Raw genomic sequence first — 11,641 nt, forward strand, 5'->3', positions numbered from 1 at the left:
CCCTCACCCCGCCACCCGCAGCGCCTCCCTCCTCTTCAGCACCGCAGCCGTCCTTCTGCACACCGCCCACACCAGCACGGCCACCGTCACGCCCAGGATGATCGCGCTCAGCGGGCGATCCACGAAGGTGGTCACATCTCCGCGCGCCAGCATCATGGCGCGGCGGAAGTGTTCTTCCATCAGCGGACCGAGGATGAAGCCCAGCAGCAGCGGGGCGGGTTCGAAGCTGAGGACGGCGAAGGCGTAGCCGAGGGCGCCGATGAGGGCCACCTGCAGGATGTCGAAGCTGCTGTTGTTCACGCTGTACACGCCCAGACAGATGAACACGATGATGGCGGGGTAGAGCACGCTGTAGGGGATGCGCAGCACGCTTACCCACAGGCCGATCAGCGGGATGTTGAGCACCAGCAGCATCAGGTTGCCGATGACGAAGCTGGCGATCAGGCCCCAGAACAGTTCGGGCTGCTCCACCATCAGCAGCGGGCCGGGGGTGATGCCGTGCAGGATGAGGGCGCCCAGCATCAGCGCCATCACCGCGTCTCCGGGGATGCCCAGTGTGAGGGTGGGGACGAAGGCAGTCTGGGCGGCGGCGTTGTTGGCCGATTCGGGGGCGGTGATGCCTTCCACCGCGCCTTTGCCGAAGCGCGCCGGCTCGCGCGCCACTTTCTTTTCCACCGCGTAGGCAATGAAGGCGGCGATGGCGGCGCCGGTGCCCGGCAGTGCGCCGAAGAAGGAGCCGATGCCGGAGCCGCGCGCCATCGGAATCCAGGAGCGGCGCACGTCGTCGCGGCTGGGCACCATGGTGCGCAGGCTGATCTTGTCCTTGTGCAACTGGCCTTCGCGCGGCCGGTTCACCGCGCTGATCACCTCGGCGATGCCGAACACACCCATCGCCAGGGCGACGATGCTCAGCCCTTCCGCCAGGCCGTTGAAGCCGAAGGTAAAGCGCTGCACGCCGGTGCTGACGTCGGTGCCCACCACGCCCAGCAGCAGGCCGAGCAGCACCATCGCCAGGCCCTTGGCGAGCGCGCCCGAGCCCAGTGTGGAGGCAGCCACCAGGCCCAGCGCCATCAGCGCGAAGTACTCCGCCGAGCCCAGTTCCAGGCCGAGTTCGGCGATCGCCGGGGCGAAAGCCACCAACAGAGCCAGCCCGATCATGGAGCCAAAAAAGGAGGCGGCGGCGGTCATGAACAGGGCGGCGCCCGCCCTGCCCTGCTGTGCCATCGGGTGGCCGTCCAGACAGGTGATGGCGGAGGAGGCCGAGCCCGGCAGGTTGAGCAGGATGGAGGCGGTGGAGCCGCCGTACTGGGCGCCGTAATACACGCCGGCCAACATGATGATGGCGGGCGTCGGCTCGATGTAGTAGGTCACCGGCAGCAGCAGCGAGATGGCCGCCAGCGAGCCGATGCCGGGCAGCACGCCGATGAGGGTGCCGAGGAAGACGCCGATGAAGCAGTACATCAACGTCACCGGCAGCATGGCCGTCTGGAAGCCGGCCAGCAGGTTGTTCAGGGTGTCCATTGCCGTCTCCTCCTCAGAAGTGCCACCACAGCGGCACGATCATGCCCAGGCCGGTGACGAAGATGAGTACCGTCAGCAGGGTGATGCCGGCCGCCAGCTTGAGCCGGCCGGGCCAGCGCAGGCTGCGGTCGGCGAGCGAGGCCAGCAGCACCGCCGCCACGGTGGCGATCACCAGGCCCAGGGTCTGCAGCGCCAGCGCGAACACCACCACCGAGCCCAGCACCAGCGCGCCGGTGCGCCATTCCACCCGGATGGGTTGGGCCTTGCCCTGCCGCCGCCAGGCCGGCGCGGCGATGGCGCCACCCAGCAACAGCAGGCCGATGCCCAGCAGGATGGGGAAGAAGCCCGGCCCCATCTGCTGCAGGGAGCCGAACTCGTAGCGTTGGCCGTAGAGGGCGGCGAACAGGCCGATGGCGGCGACCAGCAGGCCGCCCAGCAGGTCGCGGTAATTCTTGTCCGTCATGCGGGGTCTCCTCCGCGGCCGCGTCGCGCCCGGTGCTGGCGGCGTCGCGCGGCCCTTGTCGAGTTTTGGTGCCGGGCGGCGGGGTACCCGGCCGGGAGCGGGCAACTCAGTTGGCGGTGATGCCGAACTTGCGGGCGGCGCCGCTCCAGCGGTCCACCTCGGCCACCCAGAAGCGCTGGAAATCCGGCTGCGGCATGTTCACCGCCTCCACGCCGGCGGTTTTCCATACTTCGCGCATGTCTTCGCGCTGCAGGGCACGGGCGATTTCCTCGTGCATGCGGGAGACCACCTCCGGCGGCGTGCCCTTGGGCGCGAATACGCCGTACCAGGTCATCACCTGGAAGCCGGGCATCACGGTTTCCGCCAGCGTGGGGACGTCCGGGAAGGCCTCGGCGCGCCGCGGCGAGGTCACCGCCACCGCCTTCACCCGCTTGGCGCGCACCTGCACCGCGGCGGTGGGCATGGTCTCGAACATCACCTGGATGTGGCCGGCGAGGATGTCGCGTACCGCCTGCGAGCTGCCGCGGTAATGGATGGCGGCCATGTCCGGCGTGCCGACCTCGGCCTTGAACATCTCGGTGGCGACGTGGTGCAGCGCGCCGGCGCCGCCGGTGCCATAGCTGACCTTGCCCGGATTGGCCTTGATCCATGCCACCAGCTCCTGCGGCGTTTCCACCGGCACCCGCTTGCTGACGATGACCATGTTGGGCGTTTCGCCGATGTGGGCGACGCCGACCAGGTCGTTCTTGCTGTCGTAGGGCACGTCGGCATAGACGCCGGGGATGATGGCGTGGTGGATGGCGCCCATGAGGAAGGTGTAGCCGTCGGGCGCGGACTTGGCGACGTGCTCCGCGCCCACCATGCCGGCGGCGCCGCCGCGGTTCTCCACCACCACCGCCTGCTTCAGGGCCTCACCCAGGTGCTGGGCCAACGGCCGGGTGAGCGTATCCAGGGAACCGCCGGCCGAGGCCGGCACGATCAGCCGTATCGGCTGCTGGGTGGGCCAGGCCTGGGCCTGGGCGCCGCCGGCGGCGAGGGCACAGGCGGCGAGGGTAATGCCGCGCAGCAGGCGTGCGGCGCGGGATGGGAATCTCTTCATGTCGGGTCTCCTTTGGTCTTGATGTCGTTATGTCGCGGACCGTGAGCGGTCCGGGCCGTCGTCGCGGCGTGCATCGAGTGTGTTTCCCGCCGGCGCGGTGTCCCGCCGCGCCGGTGTGCTGCCTTCTGTCTGCTGGAATCTGCCTCCTCGTGCGGGCGGGCTTGGCCCCACAGCCCGTTCTCTGTTCGTTCCGCTGGCCGGTGGCGGGCACCCTGTCGCAGGGCCCGCCACCTTGCCGGCTCAGGCCTTGCCGGCGCCGCGCGAGGTTGGCCGCCGCGCCAGTTCCGCCACCGCGTCCCAGTCGGGCGCGAAGCCCAGGCCCGGCGCCTCCGGCAGCGGCAGCCAGCCGTTCTCCGGCACCGGCAGGCCGGTGAAGAGCTGTTCGCTCATGGTCACGGCCACATGGTGATATTCGATGAAGCCCCCATGCGCAAGGCCGGCATGTAAATGCATGTTGTGGAAGGGCCAGGCGCCGCCGTTGGCGATGGCCACCTGCCAGGCCTGTGCCATGCCGGCGATGCGCAGGCACTGGGTGTAGCCGCCGGTGATGGCAACGTTGGGCTGGGCGATGTCCACCGCACGCGCCTGGAAGAGGTCGGCGAAGCGGCTGTCCAGGCCCTCGTTCTGGCCGGCGGCCAGCGGAATGGTGATGCTGCGGCGCAGGTCGGCCAGCGCGCGCACGTCGTTGTGGCTCACCGGTTCTTCGAAGAAGGCGATGCCGCAGTCCTCCACCCGCTGGGCGAGCAGGCGGGCGTGGTAGGGGTCCAGGCTGCAGTTGGCGTCTATGCACAGCTCCGGCCCCGGCCCCACTGCCTCGCGCACCGCGCGGATGCGGGCTTCGTCCTCGCGGATCACTGCCGACAGCGGGCGCGGCTCGTCGCGCCGCTGCAGGGCATGGTTGCCCACCGTCATCTTCAGCCGGGAAAAGCCCAGCCCGACCCAGCTGCGCGCCGCCTCGGCCAGTTGCTCGGTATCGAGAAAGCCGAAACCGAAGGTGGCGTACACCGGCACCCGCCCGCGCGCGCCACCGAGCAGCTTCCACAGCGGCAGGCCCAGCGCCTGGGCCTTCAGATCCCACAGCGCGATGTCCAGCGCGGCGATGGCATGGGCGCCGTAGCCGCTCTGGCCGCGCGGCGTCAGCAACCAGTAGAGGCGGTTCCACAGCCGCTCGATGTTGAGCGCGCTCTCGCCGACCAGGTGATGGGCCGCCACCTCGTTGATCGCCGCGGCCACCACCTCTTCCTCCGTGATGGCGGTGAAGCCGCAGCCCACCAGCCCGCTCTCGGTCTCCACCCGCACCAGCACGCAGGACAGCGCGGTGGGCTTGCGCACCGCGCCGACCACCGCATCCACCGGTACGTTGATGGGGATGGCGCGCACGCTGCGGATGGTGAGCTCCCGCTCCAGCCGGGCGCCGGCTTCGGCGTGTTGTTGATCGACGTTCTTCGTGGCTTCTTTATCTATTTGCATGCCTGGGTCTCCTCTTGCGCTCGCCCGTCGGCGGCGTGTCGCCGTGCGGGCTGCGTTCGGCGTTTATAGAGACCGGCGGCAGGGGTGGACAAGCGAGTTTTTTGCGAAGCCGTTTTCGACTATCTCGAAACCTGGGAGATCTGAGATGACAGCGGACTGCCGTCCGCCGCGGCCGACGCCTGCAGGAAGTCGATGATCATCCGCGTCTGCGGCAGCGGCTCGCGCTGGGTGGGCCAGCCGATCAGCAGGCGGCGGCGGGCCCAGTCGTCGCGCAGCGGAATCGCCTTCAGCCGGCCGAGGGCGACATAGGCCTCGGCCGAGCGCACCGGCAGCACGCCCACGCCCACGCCGCCTTCGATCATGCGGCACACGGCGTCGAAGCTGCGCACCTGGATGCGCAACCGCAGCACCCGGCCGAGCTTGGCCGCTGCCAGCTGCATGCGCGACAGGATGGCGGTGCCGCCGTGCAGGCCGACCTGCTCGTAGGCCAGCGAATCGGCGAAGGAGATTTCGTCCCGCGCTGCCAGCGGATGGCCCAGCGGCACCACCAGCGCCAGCTCGTCGGTGCGGTAGGGGCGCACCAGCATGCCGGGCGTGGCGTAACTCTCCTCGAAGATGGCGAGGTCGGTGCGGTCGGTCTGCAGCAGCGCCACCGCCTCGGCGCTGGTCTGCTCCTCCAGGTCGATGCGCAGGCGCGGGTGGGCTTCGAGGAAGGCGGCGATGTCGCGCGGCAGGAACTGCACGATGGCGGCGGCGTTGGCCACCATGCGCACCCGGCCCTCGACGCCGCTGGCGTAGTCGCGCAGTTCTTCTTCGAGGCTGGCCGCCAGCGCCGCCATCTGCCGCGCCTGGCCGACGAAGACCTCGCCCGCCGGCGTCAGCGCCACTCCCCGCGGCCGGCGGTGCAACAGGATCACGCCCAGCCGCGCCTCCAGGTCGCTGATGCGCTTGCTGGCCGCCGCCACCGACATGTGGCAGCGCGCCGCGCCGCCGCTGATGCTGGCGGCTTCGGCCACCGCGATCAGCAGACGGACGGCGGCGATGTCGAGTTGGGCCAGGGCGCTCATCGGGACTCCGGGGCGGAACAGCCCCGGAGTATCCCACGGCCGGCGGCGCTCAGACGGCGGCGGCGCCCTCGCCGCCGGCATCCTCGCCAACCAGCAGGCGGTTACCGTCCAGCCAGCGGTGCGGCGGCACTTCGAGGTTGGTCGGCGCCGGCTGGTGCAGGAACACCCGGCCGGCGAGGTCGAAGCGCGAGCCGTGGCAGGGGCACAGGAAGCCGCCCGGCCAGTCCGCCTCCATGCCGGCACCGGCGCCGGCCGCGAACTTCTCCGACGGCGAGCAGCCGAGGTGGGTGCAGATGCCGATGAGCACCAGGAACTCCGGCCGGATGGCGCGCTGCGGGTCGGCGGCATAGGCCGGCTGTTGCGCTTCCTGCGAGGCGGGATCGGCGAGGCGCGCGTCATGGCCTTCCAGCGCGGCCAGCATCTGCGCGCTGCGGCGCAGGATCCACACCGGCTTGCCGCGCCACTCCACGGTCATCATCTCGCCCTCGGCGAGGCGGCCCACGTTCACCTCCACCGGCGCGCCGGCGGCACGGGCGCGCTCCGAGGGCGTCAGGCTGGCGACGAAGGGCACGGCGGTGGCAGCCATCACAACGGCACCCGCACCGGCGGTGGCGGCGAGCAGGCGGCGGCGGTCATCGTCCGGCGCGGCGGGCGGCAGCGGATGGGCGGACATGGTCGGTACTCCTTGAGCGGTCGGGGATGAGGCGACGCGCCGCCGCCGCGGCCCCGGGGCCCGCAGGGGTTTGGCGAGGTGACCAGTGGCCGCCGCGACGCTTGCGGACGCGCCGCCTCGCCCTTGTAGAAACAAATCGCGTGCCTGCTGGCCACCCCGCCCCGCAATGGCGGGAAAGCGCTTTTCCGTCATCGGCTTGCAGCACGCGCTGGCCCCAGGCAGCCACCCCGCGCGCTGCCGCCGGCTGCCGCTGGCGGCAGCGGTGGCAGCCACGACCGCCAGGGCTGTCAGCCGCGCTCCAGGTCGCGCAGCTTGCGGTACAGGGTGCGCTCGCTGATGCCCAGGCGCTCGGCCAGCGCCCGCCGGCTGCCGTGATGCTCGCGCAGGGCCTCCAGCAGCGCCTGCCGCTCCAGCCGCCGCAGGCCGCCGCTCATGGCCACGCCCGCCAGCGGCGCCGCCACCTCGCCGAGCACCTCCGGCGGCAGGTGGCCGAGATCTATCTGCTCGCCGTCGCACATCAGGCTGGCACGCTCCAGCACGTTGCGCAGCTCGCGCACATTGCCGGGAAAGGCATAGGCGGCCAGGCAGCGCAGCGCCGGCTCGGCCAGCGTCAGCCGGCGCCGCGGCGCCACCCGCTCCAGCAAGGTTGCCACCAGCAGCGGCAGGTCGGCCAGGCGTTCGCGCAGCGGCGGCACCGGAATGGGGAAGGTGTTGATGCGGTAATACAGATCCTGGCGGAAGCTGCCCTCCGCCACCATCTCGCGCAGCGGCCTGTGGGTGGCGGACACCAGGCGGATGTCGGCCTGACGCAGCTCGGTGGAGCCCACCCGGCGGTAGGTGCCGGTCTCCAGCAGGCGCAGCAGCTTCACCTGCATGCCCAGCGGAATGTCGCCCACCTCGTCGAGGAACAGGGTGCCGCCGGCAGCCGCCTCCACCAGCCCCGGCTTGCGTGCGCTGGCGCCGGTGAAGGCGCCGCGCTCATGGCCGAAGAGCTCGCTCTCGAACAGGGTTTCCGGCAGGCCGGAGCAATCCACCGCGACGAAGGGCCGGCCGGCGCGCGGGCTGGCGGCATGGATGGCCTGGGCCACCAGCTCCTTGCCGGTGCCGGACTCGCCCTGCAGCAGCACCGCCGCCTCGGCCGGCGCCACCCGCGACACCAGCTCCAGCATGCGGCGGAAGGCCGGCGCGCGCCCCACCATGCCGCCTCCGCCCGGGCCGCGGGCCACCTCCATCGGCGCCATCTTCTCGATGAACCAGGCGATGCGGCCCTCACCGTCGCGCACCGGCGACAACTCGATGGCGACGTACTCCTCGCCGCGCGGGGTGTGATGCAAGTGCAGCACCCGCTCGCGCGTGCCGGACTGCAGGCTGCGGGTGAGCGGACAGGATTCGCCGGCCTGGTCGCAGGGCCGCGGATAGCGGTGCGAGACCTCGTAGCAGTTGCGCCCGAGCACGCTGCGGGTGGTGCCGAAGGCGGCGCGGTAGGCGGTGTTGGCGGCAACGATGCGGTAATCGCGGTCGCACAGGATGTGGGGCTCGGAGAGCGTCTCCAGGTAGGACACCAGCTCCGGCAGAACGGGCTGGCCGGCGGACGGCGTGGAAGACATGCTGCGACACCTCTGACAGGAGACTGCCATATCTTGCAGCACTGGCAGTGTGGCTGTCAGCCCCTGCACGCCGGACGGCAGATGCCAAGGCCCTGATTCCACGTCATTCCGCGGCACCGCGCCGGCCTGGCACGCAGCTTGTTATTACCAAGGTGAGATTCTCACCCGGCTGCCGCCATGTCACCGCCCATCCCCCCGCCTGCGCCGCCGCCTTTCGAGGCGGCCTCACCGAACACTTGTCAGCCGCATCCAGCGCTGTCCCTGGCGCCAGCCTCCAGCCCCCTCAGCCGCGCCGACCGCCGCCTGCTGCGAGAACTGGCCCTGGCGCTGGCGGTAAAGCTGGCGCTGCTCGCCGCCCTGGGCGGCTGGCTGGCCGGCGGCGGCGCCGAAACGAGCGCCGCGCCGCCGGCGGCCCCCGCCCCTTCCGATTTCCGTACTCCGAGAGACAACGATGGTCACTGAGCAACTCGTCGACCTGTCGCGGCTGCAGTTCGCCGCCACCGCGATGTACCACTTCCTGTTCGTTCCGCTGACCCTGGGCATGACCTGGCTGCTGGTCATCATGGAAAGCCTGTGGGTGATGACCGGCAAGCCGGTGTACCGCGACATGACCCAGTTCTGGGGCAAGCTGTTCGGCATCAACTTCGCGCTGGGCGTCACCACCGGCATCACGCTGGAGTTCCAGTTCGGCACCAACTGGGCCTACTACTCCCACTACGTCGGTGACATCTTCGGCGCGCCGCTGGCGATAGAGGGCCTGATGGCCTTCTTCCTCGAATCCACCTTCATCGGCCTGTTCTTCTTCGGCTGGGCGCGGCTGTCGCGGCTGCAGCACCTGCTGGTGACGCTGCTGATGGCGGTGGGCACCAACCTCTCGGCGCTGTGGATCCTGGTGGCCAACGGCTGGATGCAGAACCCGGTGGGCGCGGAGTTCAGCTTCGAGACCATGCGCATGGAGCTGACCGACTTCACCGCGGTGCTGCTGAACCCGGTGGCGCAAGCCAAGTTCGTGCACACCGTGTCCGCCGGCTACGTCACCGGCGCCATGTTCGTGCTGGCGATCTCCTCCTGGTACCTGCTGCGCCGCCGCGACGTGGATTTCGCCAAACGCTCCTTCCGCATCGCCGCCGCCTTCGGCTTCGCCTCGGTGTGCTCGGTGATCGTGCTCGGCGACGAGTCCGGCTACTCGCTGGGCGAGGCGCAGCAGACCAAGCTGGCGGCGATGGAGGCGATGTGGGAGACCGAGCCGGCACCCGCCGGCTTCAACCTCTTCGCCCTGCCCGACGACGCCGCGATGGAGAACCGCTACGCGCTGCAGATTCCGTGGGTGATGGGCCTGATCGGCACCCGCTCGCTGGAGCAGGAGATTCCCGGCCTGAAGGAGATCCTGGCGAAGAATCGCGCCCGCATCGTCAGCGGCATGGAGGCGGTGCGCCTGCTGGACGCGCTGCGCGCCGACCCCGCGGATGCCGCGACGCGCACGCGCTTCGACGCGATCAAGGGCGACCTCGGCTTCGGCCTGCTGCTGCGCCGCTACGTCCAGAGCATGGACGAGGTGACGCCGGAGCTGGTGGACCGCGCCGCGCGCGACACCCTGCCGCGGGTAGCGCCGCTGTTCTGGACCTTCCGCCTGATGGTGGCGCTGGGCTTCGCCATGCTGGCGCTGTTCGGCCTCGCCCTGTGGCATTCGCTGAGGGGCGACTTCGCCGAGCGCCGCGGCCTGCTGCGCTGGGCGCTGTACTTCCTGCCGGTGCCGTGGGTCGCCTGCGAGATGGGCTGGTTCGTGGCCGAGTATGGCCGCCAGCCGTGGACCATCTACGGCGTGCTGCCCACCCATCTGTCGGTGTCCACGCTGACGGTGGAGAGCCTGTACGGCTCGCTCGCCGGCTTCGTCGGCTTCTACACCCTGCTGCTGGTGGTGGAGATGTACCTGATGGTGCGCTTCGCCCGCCTCGGCCCGGCCAGCCTGGGCACCGGCCGCTACCACGGCGAGGCGGCCGCGCCGGCGGCCCCCCTCGCGCCCGCCGCCATCGAGCCCCGCCCCACCCTGTCCTGACCGGAGCCCCGCCATGCCTCTCGATTACCCCACCCTGAAACTCATCTGGTGGCTGCTGGTGGGCGTGCTGCTCGTCGGCTTCGCCATCATGGACGGCCACGACATGGGCGTCGGCACCCTGCTGCCCTTCGTCGGCAAGAGCGACGAGGAGCGCCGCGCGGTGATCAACACCGTGGGCCCGCACTGGGACGGCAACCAGGTGTGGTTCATCACCGCCGGCGGCGCCATCTTCGCCGCCTGGCCGCTGGTGTACGCCACCGCCTTCTCCGGCTTCTACTGGGCCATGCTGGCGGTGCTGTGGGCGCTGTTCTTCCGCCCGGTGGGCTTCGACTACCGCAGCAAGATCCACCACGCCGGCTGGCGCCGCACCTGGGACTGGGGCCTGTTCGTGGGCGGCGCGGTGCCGCCGCTGATCTTCGGCGTGGCCTTCGGCAACCTGCTGCAAGGCGTTCCCTTCCACTTCGACGCCAACCTGGTGCCCTACTACACCGGCAGCTTCTGGGCCCTGCTCAACCCCTTCGCCCTGCTCGCCGGGGTGGTGAGCAGCGCCATGCTGAGCTTTCACGGCGCGGTCTATCTCGCCCACCGCACCGAGGGCGACATCCAGCGCCGCGCCATCCGCGCCGCGCTGGTGTTCGGCCCGCTGATGCTGCTGGCCTTCAGCCTCGCCGGGCTGTGGGTGGCGCGCGGTGGTCTGGGCTATGCGCTCGCCCTCGCGCCGGACCCGGCCGCCCTGCCCAACCCGCTGGCGAAGCGCGTGGTGGCCGAAGCCGGCGCCTGGCTGCACAACTACGCCAGCGCGCCGGCCACGGTGCTGGTGCCGGCGCTGGCCTATGCCGGCGGCCTCGCCGCCATCGCCCTGGTCGCCGCCCGCCGCACGCTGGCGGCCTTTGTCGCCTCGGCGCTGGCCATCGTCGGCGTCATCGGCACCGCCGGGGTGTCCATGTTCCCCTTCGTGATGCCCTCCTCCACCCGGCCGGACGCCAGCCTCACGGTGTGGGACAGCGTCTCCAGCCACCGCACGCTGGGCATCATGCTGTGGGCCACGGTGATCTTCATGCCGCTGATCGTGGCCTACACCGGCTGGGCCTACAAGGTGATGGCGGGCAAGGTCACCACCGCCTACATCCGCGAGAACGAGCATTCCGCCTACTGAACCCGAGGAGCATTTCCGATGTGGTACTTCGCCTGGATACTCGGCATCGGCTTCGCCGTGCTGCTGGCCATACTCAACGCCCTGTGGGGCGACACCGCGGCGATGCGCGCCGGCCGCGCCGCGGCGGACGATGACGCGGGGCAAGCTTGATGGCGGCCGCGCCAGGCCCGGCCGCCGCCGGCCCGACCCCAGCCGCCGCCACCGGCCGGCTGCGCCCGCTGCCGCTGCTGTCAGCCCTGGCGCTGATGCTGGGGCTGGGGATCGCGCCCAATCTGTTCGCCACCGCCGACGGCCGGGCGGACCACCTGGCGGCGCTGGCGCTGTGCTGGGCGATGAGCGCCGGCTTCGTCGCCGGCGTCGGCTTCCGGCCGCGGGCGCTGGCCTGGCGGCTGCTGTTCTCGCCAACGGCGGTGGCGCTTGGCCTGGCGCTGGGGCTGGGGCGCTTGCTGATGGTGGGCGGCTGAGGGCGTCAAGGGGTCGGCGGGCTGGCGGGTAGCGGGTCTGTTCCAGCTTCCGCTTGCCAGGGAGG

The 11,641-nt window shown here is 70.9% G+C and carries 12 protein-coding genes; 5 read left to right on the forward strand and 7 right to left on the reverse strand.

The genetic code is table 11. The annotated features are described in order from the left end of the window. Positions 1–3: 3 nt before the first annotated feature. The 7 genes from GRF61_RS21170 to GRF61_RS21200 all read right to left on the reverse strand — a co-directional run bounded on the left by GRF61_RS21170 (position 4) and on the right by GRF61_RS21200 (position 7,900). Complete coding sequence (locus GRF61_RS21170) at positions 4–1,521, reverse strand: tripartite tricarboxylate transporter permease (protein WP_169152607.1); 1,518 nt, start codon at positions 1,519–1,521, stop codon at positions 4–6. Between the two features lie 13 nt (positions 1,522–1,534). After that, on the reverse strand, positions 1,535–1,984 hold the full coding sequence (locus GRF61_RS21175; RefSeq protein WP_169152608.1) for a tripartite tricarboxylate transporter TctB family protein: 450 nt from the start codon (positions 1,982–1,984) through the stop codon (positions 1,535–1,537). A 106-nt stretch (positions 1,985–2,090) separates the two neighbouring features. Then, complete coding sequence (locus GRF61_RS21180) at positions 2,091–3,083, reverse strand: tripartite tricarboxylate transporter substrate binding protein (protein ID WP_169152609.1); 993 nt, start codon at positions 3,081–3,083, stop codon at positions 2,091–2,093. 240 nt (positions 3,084–3,323) lie between these two features. Beyond that, positions 3,324–4,553: a mandelate racemase/muconate lactonizing enzyme family protein gene (locus GRF61_RS21185; RefSeq protein ID WP_169152610.1), complete on the reverse strand. Its 1,230-nt coding sequence runs from the start codon at positions 4,551–4,553 to the stop codon at positions 3,324–3,326. 119 nt (positions 4,554–4,672) lie between these two features. Beyond that, positions 4,673–5,620: a LysR substrate-binding domain-containing protein gene (locus GRF61_RS21190; RefSeq protein ID WP_169152611.1), complete on the reverse strand. Its 948-nt coding sequence runs from the start codon at positions 5,618–5,620 to the stop codon at positions 4,673–4,675. A gap of 49 nt (positions 5,621–5,669) precedes the next feature. Then, entirely contained in the window at positions 5,670–6,293 is a 624-nt protein-coding gene (gene petA / locus GRF61_RS21195) for a ubiquinol-cytochrome c reductase iron-sulfur subunit (protein ID WP_169152612.1), read from the reverse strand. A gap of 287 nt (positions 6,294–6,580) precedes the next feature. Continuing rightward, entirely contained in the window at positions 6,581–7,900 is a 1,320-nt protein-coding gene (locus GRF61_RS21200) for a sigma 54-interacting transcriptional regulator (RefSeq protein WP_169152613.1), read from the reverse strand. Positions 7,901–8,077: 177 nt separating this feature from the next. Between GRF61_RS21200 and GRF61_RS21205 the strand changes: the two genes are divergently transcribed. The 5 genes from GRF61_RS21205 to GRF61_RS21225 are packed head-to-tail and all read left to right on the forward strand — an operon-like array spanning position 8,078 to position 11,576. After that, positions 8,078–8,362: a hypothetical protein gene (locus GRF61_RS21205; protein ID WP_169152614.1), complete on the forward strand. Its 285-nt coding sequence runs from the start codon at positions 8,078–8,080 to the stop codon at positions 8,360–8,362. Next, on the forward strand, positions 8,352–9,956 hold the full coding sequence (locus tag GRF61_RS21210) for a cytochrome ubiquinol oxidase subunit I (protein ID WP_169152615.1): 1,605 nt from the start codon (positions 8,352–8,354) through the stop codon (positions 9,954–9,956). Before GRF61_RS21205 ends, GRF61_RS21210 begins: the two co-directional genes overlap by 11 nt. A gap of 13 nt (positions 9,957–9,969) precedes the next feature. Continuing rightward, positions 9,970–11,112, forward strand: coding sequence for a cytochrome d ubiquinol oxidase subunit II (cydB, locus tag GRF61_RS21215; RefSeq protein ID WP_169152616.1), 1,143 nt, complete (start codon positions 9,970–9,972; stop codon positions 11,110–11,112). Positions 11,113–11,130: 18 nt separating this feature from the next. Then, entirely contained in the window at positions 11,131–11,262 is a 132-nt protein-coding gene (gene cydX / locus GRF61_RS21220; protein ID WP_169152617.1) for a cytochrome bd-I oxidase subunit CydX, read from the forward strand. Beyond that, complete coding sequence (locus tag GRF61_RS21225) at positions 11,262–11,576, forward strand: cyd operon YbgE family protein (protein WP_169152618.1); 315 nt, start codon at positions 11,262–11,264, stop codon at positions 11,574–11,576. The genes cydX and GRF61_RS21225 overlap by 1 nt, the downstream gene beginning before the upstream one ends. The last annotated feature ends 65 nt before the right edge of the window (positions 11,577–11,641 follow it).

Origin of the sequence: Azoarcus sp. TTM-91 (assembly GCF_012911025.1) — a bacterium.
Classification (GTDB): domain Bacteria; phylum Pseudomonadota; class Gammaproteobacteria; order Burkholderiales; family Rhodocyclaceae; genus Azoarcus.

Coding starts and splice junctions, on each gene's coding strand:
- GRF61_RS21170 (WP_169152607.1), bottom strand. CDS start 1,521: ATGGACACCCTGAACAACCTGCTGGCCGGCTTCCAGACGGCCATGCTG.
- GRF61_RS21175 (WP_169152608.1), bottom strand. CDS start 1,984: ATGACGGACAAGAATTACCGCGACCTGCTGGGCGGCCTGCTGGTCGCC.
- GRF61_RS21180 (WP_169152609.1), bottom strand. CDS start 3,083: ATGAAGAGATTCCCATCCCGCGCCGCACGCCTGCTGCGCGGCATTACC.
- GRF61_RS21185 (WP_169152610.1), bottom strand. CDS start 4,553: ATGCAAATAGATAAAGAAGCCACGAAGAACGTCGATCAACAACACGCC.
- GRF61_RS21190 (WP_169152611.1), bottom strand. CDS start 5,620: ATGAGCGCCCTGGCCCAACTCGACATCGCCGCCGTCCGTCTGCTGATC.
- petA (WP_169152612.1), bottom strand. CDS start 6,293: ATGTCCGCCCATCCGCTGCCGCCCGCCGCGCCGGACGATGACCGCCGC.
- GRF61_RS21200 (WP_169152613.1), bottom strand. CDS start 7,900: ATGTCTTCCACGCCGTCCGCCGGCCAGCCCGTTCTGCCGGAGCTGGTG.
- GRF61_RS21205 (WP_169152614.1), top strand. CDS start 8,078: ATGTCACCGCCCATCCCCCCGCCTGCGCCGCCGCCTTTCGAGGCGGCC.
- GRF61_RS21210 (WP_169152615.1), top strand. CDS start 8,352: ATGGTCACTGAGCAACTCGTCGACCTGTCGCGGCTGCAGTTCGCCGCC.
- cydB (WP_169152616.1), top strand. CDS start 9,970: ATGCCTCTCGATTACCCCACCCTGAAACTCATCTGGTGGCTGCTGGTG.
- cydX (WP_169152617.1), top strand. CDS start 11,131: ATGTGGTACTTCGCCTGGATACTCGGCATCGGCTTCGCCGTGCTGCTG.
- GRF61_RS21225 (WP_169152618.1), top strand. CDS start 11,262: ATGGCGGCCGCGCCAGGCCCGGCCGCCGCCGGCCCGACCCCAGCCGCC.